We start from the raw sequence: 15,207 nt of genomic DNA, 5'->3' as shown, positions 1-15,207 counted from the left end.
TCATTGTAAAATAATCCTCCGATATTTTTTATTTCATCCTCGATAACGTACCACCGCTTTGCGCACCTCTTCGACCGCCACGACCAGTGGAACGATCATCGCCACTCCGGCCCAGTAGGCCGGTTCAAACGGAGCCGTTGCAAAAATGCCCGATACGCCCGGCATCCAGACGATCACACCCAGAATAACCAACTCCGAAGCGACCCCTCCCCAATAATACGGATTGCTTCCCCACCCTACGCTGCGCAGCGAATCGCGTTCGCTCCGGCAGGAGAGGCCGTTTCCGATCTGGGCGAATACGATCGCGGCAAATGCGAGCGTCGTCGCCTGCAGATAGAGCGGATCGTTCCACGAAAGGGTCGTTCCCCACTCCCAGCCGTGGGCATAAAGATAGCCGAAGAAAAACCCCATGGATGCGACCGATCCGAGTATCCCCAGAAAACCGAACGCCCTCAAATAGACTCCGGGGGTCAGAATCGGTTCTTTGCGGCTGCGGGGTCCTTTGCGCATCAGCGATTTGTGGGGCGGCTCGGCACCCAATGCCAATCCCGGCATGATATCGGTTCCAAGATCGATCGCAAGCACCAGTGCGACGGGGAGCGCCAGCGGAGCTCCGATCCAGAAATAGAGGATGTAGGGGACCGCTTCGGGAAGATTACTGGCGAGCATGTAGGTGATAAAACGGCGGATGTTTTCGTAAACGGCACGTCCCTCTTCGATCCCTTTGACGATTGTCGCGAAATGGTCGTCCACCAAAACGGCATCGGCACTTTGCTTGGCAACGTCGGTCCCCGATCCCATCGCAATGCCGACATCGGCTTTTTTGAGCGCCGGGGCATCGTTGACGCCGTCTCCGGTGACCGCGACCGTCTCTCCCATCTCTTTGAGCAGGGTGACGATACGGAGCTTCTGTTCGGGAGAAACGCGCGCGAACACCCGGTTTTTTTTCAGCAGCCGCTTAAGCCCCTCCGGCGGGATCGATTCGATCTGCTCGGAACTCAAAACATCCTCCACCGAATCGATAATCCCCGCCTGAACCCCTATCGAACCCGCCGTGACCGGATGGTCACCCGTTATCATCAGCAACCGGATTCCGGCCCTGTGGCATTTGGCGACCGCTTCGATGATATCTTCGCGCAGCGGATCGACCAGTGCGATAAAACCGATAAAGCATAGTCCCCGCTCGGCTTCTTCACGCGAACGGGGGAGTGCGCTGGAGCGTTTTCTAGCAAGGGCGATCACCCTGTACCCTCCCGACGCGATAGCGTCGTGCTCCGTACTCAACCTCTCCCTCGAAGAAGCGTCAAGGGGCATTCCCGAACCGTCCGTATCGCACAGCGCTATGATGATTTCGGGAGCCCCTTTGACGAAAACTTCATACCCCTGCGGTGTTTGATGCAGGGTACCCATCCGTTTGAGATGGTAGTCAAAAGGATATTCGGCCAACAGCGGCTTGTCATCCCGACGCCTAGCGGGATCGTCGTAACGCTGCGCATAACGCAGCAGCGCCAGATCGACGGGATCTCCCCGTTCCCCGTCGGCCCGGTTGCACAACATAATCGCATCAAGCATCTCCTCAGAAGGGGGGAAGCGGGGAGTTACCACCTCCATCGTATTGCGGGTAATCGTTCCGGTTTTATCGGTCGCAATGACCGTCACCGCCCCGAGATTTTCGATCACCGACAGGGTATTGACCAAAAATCCTTTGGAAGCCATTCTACGCGCCGCGAATGCAAGGGCAAGAGTGACGGTCGGGAGGAGCCCCTCGGGAATCATCGCGACGAGTACCCCCAGCGCGAATAAAAACGATTTCCACAGCTCAAATCCCTCCATCCCGGCAATAACGATGAAGCTTCCCGCAATCGCGAAAGAGACGGCGGCAATCACTTTGGAGATATGGGAAATCTCTTTTTGGAGATGCCCGATCCCCGAGTCGACCTCCTGGGTCATCATGGCGATTTTCCCGTAGCGGGTCTCTTTTCCGACGGCGTAGACGACCCCTTGGGCTTCCCCCTTGACAACAAACGTCCCCGAATAGAGGGTATGACGGGGATGGGGGGTTTCAACCGCGTCGGCGGAGACCGGAACGCTTTCGCCGGTGAGGGTGCTTTCGTTCACCCAGACATCAAACGCACTCAGAATGTAGAGATCGGCGGGGACTTTGTCCCCTTCGCCCACCAAAACGACATCCCCGATCACGAGTTCATCCGCACAAATCGTGCGTCGCTTCCCCTCACGGAGGACGTTCACCCGTTGCGGCAGGATGTTCCGCAACGCTTCGAGGCTCCGTTCGGTGCGGTATTCCTGATAAAATCCTCCCAATCCGTTCAAAACGATAACGACGAGAATGGCCCAGCCGATTGCCTCGATCCCCGATGAAGGGTCAAGCGCGGCCGAGAGAAAACTGATCCCCGCCGCCATCCAAAGAAGAAGGGCGAAAAAGTGGGTAAATTGATCGAGAAGTTTCAGCAACACGGAACGGGGCCGGATACGCGGCAGAAGGTTGGGGCCGTACTCTGCGAGGCGTAATGCCGCCTCCGCTTCCGCCAGCCCCTCTTCCGCAGTTTCCAATACCGAAAGAATCTCTGAACGCCGAAGGGTTTTCATCCCTCTATCGTAACATAATCCACACCGCCTGCGGGTACAGTGAAATTGAATTTTTTATTAATAGCCGTTATAATGGGATGAAGAGCGTTGACAAAGGAAGGCAGTATGGAACTTTCGGTATATCTGGCGCATCAGCCCATTTTCGATCGGCACGGGCAGGTTTTTGCCTATGAACTCCTTTATCGCGACACGCACGACAATGCGGCACACGTTTCGAACCATCTCCATGCCACCGCGCGCGTTTTGGTCAATACCCTCAACTACGTGGGTCTTCAAACGCTCACCAACGGCCGAATCGCGTTTATCAAGGTCGACGACACGGTCATCATGGACAAAATCGTCCTGACGGTCCCGCCCCGTTCGTTCGTGCTCGAAATCCTCGAATCGTCCCGGATCAACGACGCGCTCGTCGAGCGGATCGCGGAACTCCACGCCAAAGGGTACCGTTTCGCCCTCAACCATTACACCCCCGGAACCGACTGTACCGATTTCATGGCCCGCGTCACGTCGCTTCTGCCTTACATCGATTACGTCAAAATCGATATCGCCGCACTGAACGCACCCGAGCAGACCCTCTCAAAACTCAAAACGCACCGCCTGACGTTTATCGCCGAAAAAATCGAAGACGAAGCCGCGCTGAAAAAAGCCGAAACATACGGGTTCGATTATTTTCAGGGGTACTACTTCTGCGCTCCCGACCTGCTCAAAAAAGAGAATTTCGATCCCGACGCGTCGTTGCTGCTCGACCTGATCTACCTGCTTAAAACGAATGCCCCTCTCGAGGAGATCCTCTCGAAGTTCAACACATCCCCCTACCTTACCATCAACCTGCTCAAACTGATCAAACAAAACGAAGAGATACCCCAGGACGCCGTTTCGTCTGTCGAACAGGCATTGCTGCTGCTGGGGCGCAAGCGGCTCTCATGCTGGCTGGAACTGATGTTTTACGCCGACGGGGAGAACGGAACGCCCGAAGAAAACGCCAAAACCAAAGAGGTCACCTCCCAAGCGCTCCAGCGCGCGTACCTGATGGAAGAACTCGCCTACACCCTGAAACAGTCGGTCCACTTCGCCGACGTCGCCTACATGACGGGGATACTCTCCAGCGCCCGGCTGATGTTCGAGGGAGATTACGAAGAGCTCCTGGCACAGATGAAAGTCGACAAAACGATCAGTGAGGCGCTGCTGCACGGAAAAGGGGAACTCGGACGGCTGTTGGAGCTGGCAATCGCGGTGGAGAAAAACGACCTTCCGCGGATCGGGAACCTGATCTTGCAGCTTGATCTGTCCGACCGGGAACTCAACACCTGTCTCCTTAACAGCTACCATCGCAGCTGCATGCGCCCTTGAACCAAATTTCGGTCCGTTAATCTTTTTGGAGGCAACTCCCCATTATAATAACGGATCATTATCCAAAAAGGGTTCCCATGCCGTTCAAACCTTCGATCGTTCTCGCAACCGTTTTGTGTTCAGCCACTCTCGCCCTGGCGGCTCCCGCCACGCTCGCCATCGTCAACGGGCAGCCCATCACCTCATCGGACGCGAACGCGTTCGTTTCCAAAGCGATGCCCGGAATGAACTTTGAAAAACTCGACCCGAAAATGAAACGCCAGGTCGTCGATCAGCTCATCAACCAAGCGCTCATCAAAAACCAGGTGAAAAAAAGCGGTATTCAGAATACCCCGGCGTTCAAAGCCCAATACGCCGCACTTAAAGACGATCTGGCCGTCGACATGTGGATGAAACAGCAGATGCGCAAAATTTCGGTCACCGACAAAGAGGCCAAAACGTTCTACGACGCCAATGCCGACAAAATGAAACAAGACGGTAAAAAAGTGCCTTACGACAAAGTCAAAAACGACATTATGAACTTTATCAAAATCGAAAAGTTCAAAGCGCAGATGAACAAAACGACCGAAACGCTCCGTGCGTCTTCAAAAGTCGAAGTCAAACTCTAAAACGCCGTGCACCGTTTCCGTTCGTTCGGCGCTTCCCTGGCAATCCACCTGCTGATTGCCGCTGCGGGATGGGGCGCATACCAGATTTTTCAAAAATCTCCGCTGACCGAAACCCGGCTGGCGGTGACACTCTCATCTTATGCCCCTATCCAATCTGCCGAAACACCGCCGGCTGATCCCCAAACACCCCTTCCCCCCCAGCCAAAGCGGAAAGAAACAGCCACAGTCCCCGCGCAGCCCATAGCAAAACCTGCGATTGCCGCCAAACCGGTGAGCGCAACGGTTCCGGCGGTATCGAAACCGCTCCAGCCGACACCCCTCGCCGTCCCGGCACCCGCACCGCTTGTAGCCCCCGCACCGCGCCAGGAGATAAAAGCCGCGCCTCCTCCCCCTCCGGCGGAAGAAAAATACGAGGAAGAGAATATCGCGAAAATCCGATCCATTCTCGCCGAGCGGCTCAAATACCCGAAAAATGCCCTTCGGCTCAAACAGCAGGGAGAGGTGAAAGTGTCGTTCACCCTGACCCCAGCACGGGAAGTAGGGTCGGTGTCGGTGACGCAGAGTTCGGGGTTCGAGATGCTCGACGATGCCGCCTGCGACCTTATCGAAACCTCCGCTTCGGAATTTCCCAAACCGCAAAAAAGCGTTCGGATTACCGTCCCGATAGGGTACAAAATCCGCTAAGGGCTATCCGCGCGCCTGGAGTCCCAGACGAAGAGCGTGTTCGATCTGATGATCGTATTTGGGATTGACCCGCCGCAGGGTCTTTTCGAATCTGAGGACGATTTTGGAATCGGCTCCGGGATGGACGCACAACGATTCCATAAGGCGCTCGTATGCGGGAAGGGTATGAGCGTTGATCGTCGCGAAACGCTCCAGCAAGATCCCCACCGCACGGTGCAATTCGGCACGGCTGGCCGAACGGTTCAGGATAACGGCGCTGAGCGTTTCGAACGTCTCAATCGTGTGGACGGTACGCTCTGTTTTGGGGGATCGCCCCAGCCAAACGTACAAAAATACCAGCGTTATCAATAAAAACAATAATCCCAGAAGCGTCAGAACCAGCGGTGTTTGCATAAACGTCGTCCGTTAAGTGTGTTTGGGAGATTGTAGCATAAATAGAGGATTTGTCTCCTTCCCGGGAGGGGAAGGGGGAGAAAAGAGAATTCAGCCGATTACCATTTCACTTCGGTCGTGAGCATGTAAACGTCTTTGGATTCGCCGGTATCACCCGTTTTCGAGGTTACAGCGGAATCTTTTTCGTCGATGAATTTGGCCGAACCGATGAAGCTGACGTTTTTGCTGTACTTGTAAGCCAGACCGGCGATGATTTTATCCCCTTCGACTTTCGATGTTACGGCACCGTTAAGCTCGGTTTCGATTTCGTAGTTGTCGTAACGTCCGATAACCGTCCAATCCTGGATAGGGCGGTATTCGGCATTGATCGACCACCCTTTGTAGTCTTTGTTGTCAAACGACGTCGCAATATCCTGCGTACGTGCTTTGTCTTTAGCCGTGAAATACTGACCCGCGATCAGGAATTCGGGCTGGTTGTAGACGGCGTGAACGCCGTAAAAGCTGCGGTCGTATTCGTTTTTGTCGTTTACGCCGCCGAGGTCAACGTCATTGTCTTTGTGATTGTTCGAAATCAAACCGTACGTCGAGATGTTGGCATACGTATCTTTGGTCCGATCGTTTTTGCCGACTTTTTCGCCGCTGCCGATGAGGTGACCTGTCAAACGCCATTCCACCGAAAGCTGGCTGGAGTTTTCCTGGTTTGCCGCATCTTTGTCCGCATGATAACCCTCACCGTTGAAAACACCGATCTCGGAGCTGAACATATCGGTCTGTGTTTTGAAGTTTACCCCGAAGTCTGCCGAGTTGACGAGGTCTACACCCGATTCGGTTGCCGTCCCTTTCTCTTCCAGAACGACTTTGTTGAACGAACGGTAATGCCAGCCGTTGTGCTCTTCGTAGTCGATCCACGGACGGTGGACGATACCCATTTCAACGCCGGTATACGGAAGCACTTTATCCAGGTAGAGGTAGGCGTATTTGACGAATACGTCGGCATACCCTTTGTTCTGAGCCCCCGACACGGCGTCCGATGCCAGCTCTTTCGTCGCATCGAGCGTTACGCGGAAGTAATCTTTGTCATTGAAATACCCTTTAACCTGAACGTAGTTACGGCGCATTTCAAACCCGGACGAACGTCCCTGGTAGTTCGAGTTGCTGGTTGCCGAATCGACTTTGGTCGACGGGTCTACGCTTGTAAATCCGAGGTAATGCGTTCCGCTGAATTCCAGGCTTTTCGCCTTCGATTTAACGTTCACGTATTTGCTTTGCTTGTCCTGGTACTCAGAGAGTTTCGACTCCTGGTCACGCAACTGCATGTCAACGTCTTTGGCGCTGATAAAATCGCCCATCTCTACGCGCCCTTCACCGGCTGTGGTAAATACCTGACCCGTTTTGGGATCTGTGTAGAGAGTCAACGTGTCCGCGTAGGCAACACCGCTCATCATCGCCGCAGCAAGGGCAGATAACGCAACTTTTTTCATGTGAATCACTCCTGTATTGTTTGGTGGCGTCATTGTAGAAAAATCAGATTACACGGATGTTACATTGCGAAACGGTTACAAACGGGGAAACGGAGGGCAAACACGGGCCGAACGCATACGCAGGGACGGCACCGAAAAACTTAAGTGAAGGAGAATGAGACGGGTGTGCCGGCTGCCGGCACACCTAAAAACGCCTCGGCGCGCTTAGGGGTCCCGACCCCGTAGAGGGGAGGAGAAAAAGCGGGTTTATTTGTTTTCAGCCCAATACTGGCGGACAAGATTCGTCGTCTCGACCGGAAGGGGGATGTATCCGAGTTTCTGAGCCGCTTTGTCGCCGTTACGGAATGAATGGTCAAAGAATTTGATCACTTCTTCGTTTGATTCGGCTTTCTCTTTTGGCATCAGGATGAACGTTGCCGCCACGATGGGGTAGGCGTTGTCCTGCATGACCAGCGAGCTGTAAAAGTGGTCTTTTTTGCTCCATTTGGCCTGTTTGACCGCGTTCTGGAAATTCGGGAGAGTCGCGCTGACCCATTTGCCCTCAGCCGTTTGAAGCGTCGCCGCCGCAAGGTTGTTTTTCTCTTTATAGGCGTTTTCGATGTAACCGATCGAATACGGCGTCTGCTTGATGAGGTTGGTCACCCCTTCGTTCCCTTTGCCGCCGACGCCGGTTTTCCAGCCGATCGCCTTGCCGACGCCGAACTGGCTTTTCCACATTTTGGACGCTTCGCTCAGATAGTCGGTGAATACATGGGTCGTTCCCGATCCGTCGGAACGGTGGACCACGATGATTTTCTGATTCGGAAGTTTGACCCCCGCGTTATCCGCAGCAATCGCCGGATCGTTCCACATCGTGATTTTGCCTGCGAAAATATCGGCAACGACGCTGTTTTTGAGTTTCAGTTTTTCGTCCGCCACACCAGGAAGGTTGTGTGCCACGACGATCGATCCGATCACGGCCGGGAACTGAAGCAGTTTCGCGCTTGCAAGCTCTTTGGGCGTCATCGGCGCATCGGTTCCGCCGAAATCAACGATACGCTCGGAGACCTGTTTGATCCCCCCGCCCGATCCGATCGCCTGATAGTTGACGCGTGTTTTGGTCGCTTTTTGGTAACTGTACGCCCAATCGTAATAACACGGAGCCGGGAACGTAGCCCCCGCGCCGCTGATTTTATCCGCAGCGATCATTGACGTCGCAGCGATAGCCGCAATGACTAAACCTTTGGTAGCTTTCGTTAGCATCTTGATATCCTTGGTGTTTTGATGCCGCCATTGTATTGGGCCGATATAACGAAAAGATTACAAACACCGCTTGGTTTTGTAATCGCCCTGTTATAAACAAAAGTTACAATCGCGCACCAATTCCTGTCCAAAGGCCAGCCATGTTACCACGCTACGAAAACAAACTCAGCGAAATCCGTTCGATGATCTCGGAGCTGCTGCTGCAAATCATCCGCACCAGCGAAGAGACGCTTCACGCTTTCGAAAACGGCGATACCGCCCTCTACGAAAGCGCGCGCAACCATCTTAAAAATCTCCAGAGCGACGCAAACCGGATCGATAACGAAATCATCAAGACGTTTGCCCTCTTCGGCCCGGAGGCCGACGAACTGCGGCTGCTCGTGGCGTATCTGAAAATGACCAACGAACTCGACCGGATCGGCGACGGAATGCGCAAATACGCCCGCCGTCTACAGGAACATTGCGCGGGAGAATGTGATCTTAGCGTCCTCACCGGCGCGATGATCCAGTTGCACAAAACGACCCTCAATGCGCTACAATACATTTACGAGTGTCTGGAATCCCGCGAGCTTTGCGATGCCGAGGAACTCTACCGCAAAGTGATGGTCGAAGAGTCTAAAAACGACGATCTTTTTTCCATCATGGAAAAAGAGCTGCTGACCCTCATCATCACCTCGGGCGAACTCTCGGTCGAATACGTCAAGGTGCTCGGAACCCTTCGCAAACTGGAGCGTTCGGGCGACCGTGCCGTCAATATCGCCGCACTGCTTCTCTACGCGCAAAAAGGCGGAGAGTTGCACATCTACAACTAAACCCATGAGGAGCCGATACGTGGACGCGCTCATACTGATCGTCGAGGATGAACAGGACATTCTGGAGCTGATGGAATACCATCTGGCCAAAGAGGGTTTCGAGACGATCGGGTTTCTCAACACCAAAAGGGTACTCGAAGCGCTGGAAGAAGAGAACGTCGATCTGATCTTGATGGATCGCAACCTTCCCGGGGCGGAGGGGAGCGAATTTGTCGAAATGCTCCGCAAAAAAGGGGTTCAGACCCCCGTCATCTTCGTCAGTGCCAAGCACAAAGACGAAGAGATCGAACAGGGGTTCGAACGCGGCGGCGACGATTACATCACCAAACCTTTCAGCATGAAAGAGCTCGTGCTGCGGGTCAAGGCGATCCTCCGCCGCACCAAAAAGCTCTCGATGGAAGGCTCCCTCGTCTATCGGGATATGTCCCTTAACCTTGCCGCGCGGACCCTCACGATTGATGGCACTCCCGTGGAATTGACCAAACTTGAATTCGACCTGCTGCACGCACTGATTGCCAACCAGCACGTCGTCCTTGATCGGGATTACCTGCTCGAACACGTCTGGGGAGGCGACGAGGTGTACCAGGAGCGGACGGTCAATGTCGCGATCAACCGCCTCAAAGAGAAAATCGATCCGGATAAAACCAAAGACTACATCAAAACCGTACGGGGAGTCGGATACACGCTGTGCTAAGAATCCATCAGCTCTTTTTCCTGAACGTCCTGGGGTTGTTCGTCGCCGCGCTCGCGGTTGCCTCCGCCATCAGCTTTTTCACCCTCAAAAACATGATTATCGAAGACGGGAAAAACCAGCTCGTACGCAGCATCGCCCTCCTTGAAAATGCCGTCGCCGCAACTGCCGATTACGACGCGCTGGCAAAACAGACCGCCCTCAAAACAGGGTACCGGGTCACCGTGATCGCCGAAGACGGCACCGTCATCGCCGAAAGCGACACCGACAAACGGGGGATGGAAAACCACCTGGGACGGATCGAGGTAATGCATTCGATGAGCGAACCCTACGGGATGACGATCCGTTATTCCGAAACCCTCAAAACCGACTTCATCTACATCGCCAAAAAAATAACGACCCCCGACAAAACGCTCTATTTCCGGCTCGCCATGAGCCTTAAAAACGTGATGGACCACTTCTACGCGCTGTGGATCAAATTTTTTGCCGCGTTTGCGATCCTGACAATCATTTCGCTCGCCATCGCCTATAACATCTCCAAAAAAGCGCGTTACGACATCGTCCAGATTACCCGCTATCTCGATGAAATATCGGCCAAAAACTACAAGGCGGTCCTCAAACCCGAGTTTTTCCGGGAATTCCTGCAGATTTCGCTGTTACTCAAAAACCTCGTCAAGAAACTGCATAACCGCGACAAACAAAAACGTAAACACACCGCCAGACTGCGCCTTATCAACAAACAGCAAAACGATATCCTCTCGGCGATCAGCCATGAGTTCAAAAACCCTATCGCGGCGATCATGGGATATACGGAGACCCTTCAGGACGATCCCGAACTCGATCCCAAAATACGGCAGAAGTTCCTCGAAAAGATCCTTGCCAACACGCAGCGCGTGACGCTGATGCTCGACCGTCTCGCCCTCTCGGTCAAACTCGAAAACAACGATCTTCAGGCCAAACCGACAAGATTTGACATGCAAGAGGTGTGCACCGAAACGGTTTCGATCCTCCAGGGGAAATACCCCCACCGGCGCATCGTCTATCACGGGATTTCCAAAACGGTGTTTGCCGATAAAACGATGATGGAGCTCGTCATCACCAATCTCGTCGATAACGCCCTGAAATATTCCGAGGAGGAGGTGACACTCACCCTCACCGAAACGACGCTGGCCGTCACCGACAGGGGGATCGGAATCTCACCCGCCGAACTGGACAAAATCACCTCCAAGTTCTACCGCGTCCAGAAAAACCGCTGGGACAACTCGATGGGCCTTGGACTTTCGATCGTCAGTTACATCCTCAAACTCCACGACACGGTATTGAGCATCGAAAGCACTCTCGGAATCGGTTCGACGTTCGGCTTTCCGATCGGCCATCTCGTCGAAAAACCGGCAAAGCCGAAAAAATGATCCCCCTTCCCGAACCCGTCAACGAAGTGATCCGCACCCTTTGGGAAGCGGGCATCCGTCCGGTCCTCGTAGGAGGATTCGTCCGCGACGCCCTCGCCCGAAACGTCAATCCCGACATCGATATCGAACTCTATAACGTCAGGACGCTCGAACAGATCGAAACCCTCCTCCGGCCGTTCGGCAAACTCAACCTCGTCGGCAAAAGCTTCGGTGTGTTCAAACTTTCGCTCGGGGAGTACAAAATCGATTTTTCCCCTCCCCGCACCGAATCCAAACGGGGTTTCGGCCACAAAGGCTTCGACGTCACCTGGCACAGCGACATCGATTTCGCTACCGCTGCGCGGCGGCGTGATTTTACGATCAATGCCATCGGCTACGATCCCATCGAGAAGCGTTTCCTCGACCCATTCGGAGGAATCGGCGACCTCGCTTCCAAACGGCTGCGCTGCGTCGATCCCGAAACCTTCGTCGACGATCCGCTCAGGGTCCTGAGGGCGGTCCAGTTTGCGGCCCGATTCGAGCTCTCCTGCGACGCGGGACTGCTAGAGCTGTGTAGTGCCATGATCGCACAAGGCGCCCTCGAAGAACTCCCCAAAGAGCGGATATTCGAAGAGTTCAAAAAACTGCTCCTCCTCAGCCCCCGCCCCTCGCTGGGACTGGAGCTCCTCAAAGAGATGGGCGGGCTCGCGTTTTTTACCCCGTTGGAGCAGTTCGACTCGACGCCTCAGGATTACCTCTCCCATCCCGAAGGGGATGTATGGACCCATACCCTGATGGCGGTGGACGTCATGGCGACGATGCGCAGGGGGGAGGAGCGCGAAGACCTGATCTTGATGTTCGCCGTTTTGCTGCACGATATCGGCAAACCGCTCACCACCCTCGTCCAAAACGGCAAACTCAATGCACCGCGCCACGCCGAAGAGGGGGTGGAACTCGCGCGGGAATGGCTGGAAAAAATCACGGGGGACAAAACCCTCATCGAAGGGGTTCTCCCCCTCGTGCGATACCACGGATGGCCCCGCAAACTCTCCCGTTCGAACGCTTCGGATTCGGAAATACTCCGTCTCAGCACGGAGGTGTGCATCGACCGTCTTATCCGCGTCGCCGAAGCCGATTTTTTCGGCCGCGCATTCGTCGGCGACACCCCCGATTGCTTTGAAGCGGGGATATGGCTGCACGACAAGGCGGAGTGTCTGGGTGTCTTGTACGCACCTCCCCCGCCGCTGCTGATGGGCCGCGACCTGATCGAAGCGGGGATGGAACCGGGCGAAACCTTCAAACTCCTTCTCGACAAGGCGTACGAAGCCCAGCTCAACCGCGACATCACCACCCGCGCCGAAGCGCTCGAATGGCTCGCGAAACAATCGTAACAGAGCTGTAACCATCGTGTAATACAATTGCCTCCATTTTTCAGGGGTACCCCCTTTCAAGGCAAGGCATGCTCGATAAAATCTTTCACAACATGACCCGTTTCAGCGCCCTGCTGATCCTTTTCATCGTCGCATGGATTTTCGTCGTCCTTTTCGACCATTCGACCGAAGCGATGCAGGCCTTCGGATTCGATTTCATCGCAAAAGACGAATGGGCTCCGAACGTTGATAAATTCGGCGCCTATGCGGCGATTTTCGGTTCGGTCGTTTCGACCTTCCTGGCGATGCTGATCGCCATTCCCGTCGCGATCGGCGTCGCCATCTTTTTGAGCGAAATCGCCCACGACAAAATCAAGGGCTTTTTCGGGGTCAGCGTCGAGCTCCTCGCCGCGATCCCCTCGGTGATTTACGGAATGTGGGGCCTTTTTTACTTCGTCCCCATCATCCGCGACCTCTTCGGCGGAATGGGGATCGGGCTCCTCAGCGCCGCAATCGTCCTCTCGATCATGATCCTCCCGTTCATGGCCGCCGTAACCCGTGATGCGATGAACACCACCCCCGATATCCTCAAAGAGTCGGCCTACGCGCTGGGGGGAACCCAGTGGGACGTTATCAAGGACATTATCATCCCTTACGCCAAAGCGGGGATAATCGGTTCGCTGATCCTGGCACTGGGGCGGGCAATCGGGGAGACGATGGCCGTCACCTTCGTCATGGGGAACGTTCACCACACCCCCACCTCGATCCTCTCGCCGACGACGTCGATCCCGGTGACACTCGCCAACGAGTTTACCGAGGCCGATTCATCGCTCTATTTCTCGAGCCTCTTCGGACTGGCGCTGACCCTGCTCGTCATGAGTTTCGTCGTCATCGCCGTTGCGAAATTCTACTTTTTGCGTAAAGTGAGGAAAGGCCAATGACCGCTACCCAAAAACGGATCGTGATCAACCGCATCGCGCTGACCCTCTCGAGTCTCAGCGCAGTCGTCGCGCTGGGCTTTTTGTTCTGGATCCTCTATGTTCTCGTCAGTAACGGGATCAATGCCCTGAACTGGAACATCTTCACGATGGAAGGTGCCCCTCCGGGGTATGAGGATAGCGGCCTCAAGCACGCTCTCGTCGGACAGCTGATCCTCGTCGGTCTCGCCACCCTGATCGGCGTTCCGCTGGGGATCATGGCCGGGACCTACCTCAGCGAATACGGCAAAAATTCGCGTCTGGCCCATGCTATCCGCGACATCAGCGACATCATGATGTCGGCTCCCTCGATCGTCATCGGGGCGTTCGTTTACGCCGTCGTCGTCATGCCGATGGGGCATTTCAGCGCGTGGGCCGGGGCGATCGCGCTGGGGATCATCATGATCCCCATTATCCTCCGGACCACCGACGATATGCTTCAGCTCGTCCCCGGGACGTTGCGCGAAGCGGCATTCGCACTGGGTGCGCCTAAATACAAAGTGATCATGGACGTCGTCTACCGCGGCGCCAAAGCGGGGATTCTCACCGGGGTACTCCTGGGAATTGCCCGCGTCGGCGGGGAAACGGCACCGCTGTTGTTCACGTCGTTCAACGACAACTTTTTCACTACCGATCTCAACGAGGCGATGCCGTCGCTGACGGTCACGATCTTCAACTACGCCATCAGCCCCTATGAGGACTGGCAGCAGCTCGGATGGGCCGCGGCGTTCATCCTCTCGATGTTTATCCTGGGACTTAATATCCTCGGACGACTGATCTTATTCTACGGAAAGAAAAGGAAATAATTATGGCTTCCATCATCGATATCCAGGACGAATGCGCGCTGCACGTGCGCGATTTCGAATTCACCTACAAAGGGGCATCCGCACCCAGCCTCAAAAAAATCACGATGCCGATCGCCAAACATGCCGTCACGGCACTGATCGGCCCTTCGGGGTGCGGAAAAACGACGTTGCTGCGCTCGTTCAACCGGATGCACGATCTCTATCCCGGTAACACCTACGCCGGAGAGATCGAATTCGAAGGGCGCAACATCCTCGCCCCCAAAGAAGACCTGATCCATCTTCGGACCAAAATCGGGATGATCTTCCAAAAACCCACGGCGTTTCCGATGTCGATTTTCGACAACGTCGCCTACGGTATGCGACTGCAGGGGATCAAAAACAAAAGTGAACTGGAAGGAAGAGTTGAAAAGGCTCTTCAGGACGCGGCGCTGTGGAAAGAGGTCAAAGACCGTCTCAAACACGACGCCAACGGCCTCTCAGGCGGTCAGCAACAGCGGCTGTGCATCGCCCGCGCGATCGCGGTAGAGCCCGAAGTGCTCCTTTTCGACGAACCCACCTCCGCGCTTGATCCGATCTCGACGCAGGGGATCGAAAAACTGGTCATCGAACTCAAAGAGCGGGTGAGCATCATCATCGTTACGCACAACATGCAGCAGGCGGCGCGGGTAAGTGACTATACGGGGTTTATGTACCTGGGGGAACTGGTGGAGCTGGGGCATACCGAAGAGCTCTTCGTCACCCCGAAAGAAAAACTGACGCAGGAATACATCACCGGAAAATTCGGTTAAATATCCCCGC

At 54.9% G+C, this 15,207-nt stretch carries 14 protein-coding genes; 10 read left to right on the top strand and 4 right to left on the bottom strand.

Annotated features, from left to right (window positions below):
- Positions 1 to 33: 33 nt before the first annotated feature.
- Positions 34 to 2,607, bottom strand: coding sequence for a cation-transporting P-type ATPase (locus tag E0765_RS02775; RefSeq protein WP_132811708.1), 2,574 nt, complete (start codon positions 2,605 to 2,607; stop codon positions 34 to 36).
- Between the two features lie 105 nt (positions 2,608 to 2,712).
- Here E0765_RS02775 and E0765_RS02770 point away from each other — a divergent pair, with 105 nt between their 5' ends.
- The 3 genes from E0765_RS02770 to E0765_RS02760 all read left to right on the top strand — a co-directional run bounded on the left by E0765_RS02770 (position 2,713) and on the right by E0765_RS02760 (position 5,249).
- Positions 2,713 to 3,957 carry an EAL and HDOD domain-containing protein gene (locus E0765_RS02770; protein WP_132811707.1) on the top strand — a complete coding sequence of 415 codons (1,245 nt, stop codon included), beginning with the start codon at positions 2,713 to 2,715 and terminating at the stop codon, positions 3,955 to 3,957.
- A gap of 77 nt (positions 3,958 to 4,034) precedes the next feature.
- Positions 4,035 to 4,565, top strand: a complete 531-nt coding sequence (locus tag E0765_RS02765; RefSeq protein ID WP_132811706.1) for a SurA N-terminal domain-containing protein — start codon at positions 4,035 to 4,037, stop codon at positions 4,563 to 4,565.
- Between the two features lie 6 nt (positions 4,566 to 4,571).
- Positions 4,572 to 5,249, top strand: a complete 678-nt coding sequence (locus tag E0765_RS02760; RefSeq protein WP_132811705.1) for an energy transducer TonB — start codon at positions 4,572 to 4,574, stop codon at positions 5,247 to 5,249.
- A gap of 3 nt (positions 5,250 to 5,252) precedes the next feature.
- On the opposite strand, the gene E0765_RS02755 is transcribed toward E0765_RS02760, so the two are convergent.
- The 3 genes from E0765_RS02755 to pstS form a co-directional block, all read right to left on the bottom strand.
- Positions 5,253 to 5,642, bottom strand: a complete 390-nt coding sequence (locus tag E0765_RS02755; RefSeq protein WP_132811704.1) for a hypothetical protein — start codon at positions 5,640 to 5,642, stop codon at positions 5,253 to 5,255.
- A gap of 98 nt (positions 5,643 to 5,740) precedes the next feature.
- Positions 5,741 to 7,123, bottom strand: coding sequence for a hypothetical protein (locus E0765_RS02750; RefSeq protein ID WP_132811703.1), 1,383 nt, complete (start codon positions 7,121 to 7,123; stop codon positions 5,741 to 5,743).
- 246 nt (positions 7,124 to 7,369) lie between these two features.
- Positions 7,370 to 8,365, bottom strand: a complete 996-nt coding sequence (pstS, locus tag E0765_RS02745) for a phosphate ABC transporter substrate-binding protein PstS (protein ID WP_132811702.1) — start codon at positions 8,363 to 8,365, stop codon at positions 7,370 to 7,372.
- Positions 8,366 to 8,505: 140 nt separating this feature from the next.
- Here pstS and E0765_RS02740 point away from each other — a divergent pair, with 140 nt between their 5' ends.
- The 7 genes from E0765_RS02740 to pstB all read left to right on the top strand — a co-directional run bounded on the left by E0765_RS02740 (position 8,506) and on the right by pstB (position 15,197).
- Complete coding sequence (locus E0765_RS02740) at positions 8,506 to 9,177, top strand: PhoU domain-containing protein (RefSeq protein WP_132811701.1); 672 nt, start codon at positions 8,506 to 8,508, stop codon at positions 9,175 to 9,177.
- 19 nt (positions 9,178 to 9,196) lie between these two features.
- Complete coding sequence (locus E0765_RS02735) at positions 9,197 to 9,871, top strand: response regulator transcription factor (protein ID WP_132811700.1); 675 nt, start codon at positions 9,197 to 9,199, stop codon at positions 9,869 to 9,871.
- Entirely contained in the window at positions 9,865 to 11,277 is a 1,413-nt protein-coding gene (locus E0765_RS02730; protein ID WP_132811699.1) for a HAMP domain-containing sensor histidine kinase, read from the top strand. The genes E0765_RS02735 and E0765_RS02730 overlap by 7 nt, the downstream gene beginning before the upstream one ends.
- A complete protein-coding gene (locus tag E0765_RS02725) occupies positions 11,274 to 12,647 on the top strand; it encodes a CCA tRNA nucleotidyltransferase (protein WP_132811698.1) in 1,374 nt (457 codons plus the stop codon). The genes E0765_RS02730 and E0765_RS02725 overlap by 4 nt, the downstream gene beginning before the upstream one ends.
- 68 nt (positions 12,648 to 12,715) lie before the next feature.
- On the top strand, positions 12,716 to 13,567 hold the full coding sequence (pstC, locus tag E0765_RS02720) for a phosphate ABC transporter permease subunit PstC (protein WP_132811697.1): 852 nt from the start codon (positions 12,716 to 12,718) through the stop codon (positions 13,565 to 13,567).
- Positions 13,564 to 14,409: a phosphate ABC transporter permease PstA gene (gene pstA, locus E0765_RS02715; protein WP_132811696.1), complete on the top strand. Its 846-nt coding sequence runs from the start codon at positions 13,564 to 13,566 to the stop codon at positions 14,407 to 14,409. Before pstC ends, pstA begins: the two co-directional genes overlap by 4 nt.
- 2 nt (positions 14,410 to 14,411) lie before the next feature.
- Positions 14,412 to 15,197: a phosphate ABC transporter ATP-binding protein PstB gene (gene pstB, locus E0765_RS02710; RefSeq protein WP_132811695.1), complete on the top strand. Its 786-nt coding sequence runs from the start codon at positions 14,412 to 14,414 to the stop codon at positions 15,195 to 15,197.
- The last annotated feature ends 10 nt before the right edge of the window (positions 15,198 to 15,207 follow it).

Source organism: Sulfuricurvum sp. IAE1, from assembly GCF_004347735.1.
Lineage (GTDB): Bacteria > Campylobacterota > Campylobacteria > Campylobacterales > Sulfurimonadaceae > Sulfuricurvum.
This window is presented reverse-complemented; position numbering and strand designations above follow the sequence as displayed.

Coding starts and splice junctions, on each gene's coding strand:
- pstB (WP_132811695.1), top strand. CDS start 14,412: ATGGCTTCCATCATCGATATCCAGGACGAATGCGCGCTGCACGTGCGC.
- E0765_RS02740 (WP_132811701.1), top strand. CDS start 8,506: ATGTTACCACGCTACGAAAACAAACTCAGCGAAATCCGTTCGATGATC.
- E0765_RS02775 (WP_132811708.1), bottom strand. CDS start 2,607: ATGAAAACCCTTCGGCGTTCAGAGATTCTTTCGGTATTGGAAACTGCG.
- pstS (WP_132811702.1), bottom strand. CDS start 8,365: ATGCTAACGAAAGCTACCAAAGGTTTAGTCATTGCGGCTATCGCTGCG.
- pstA (WP_132811696.1), top strand. CDS start 13,564: ATGACCGCTACCCAAAAACGGATCGTGATCAACCGCATCGCGCTGACC.
- E0765_RS02765 (WP_132811706.1), top strand. CDS start 4,035: ATGCCGTTCAAACCTTCGATCGTTCTCGCAACCGTTTTGTGTTCAGCC.
- pstC (WP_132811697.1), top strand. CDS start 12,716: ATGCTCGATAAAATCTTTCACAACATGACCCGTTTCAGCGCCCTGCTG.
- E0765_RS02755 (WP_132811704.1), bottom strand. CDS start 5,642: ATGCAAACACCGCTGGTTCTGACGCTTCTGGGATTATTGTTTTTATTG.
- E0765_RS02725 (WP_132811698.1), top strand. CDS start 11,274: ATGATCCCCCTTCCCGAACCCGTCAACGAAGTGATCCGCACCCTTTGG.
- E0765_RS02750 (WP_132811703.1), bottom strand. CDS start 7,123: ATGAAAAAAGTTGCGTTATCTGCCCTTGCTGCGGCGATGATGAGCGGT.
- E0765_RS02770 (WP_132811707.1), top strand. CDS start 2,713: ATGGAACTTTCGGTATATCTGGCGCATCAGCCCATTTTCGATCGGCAC.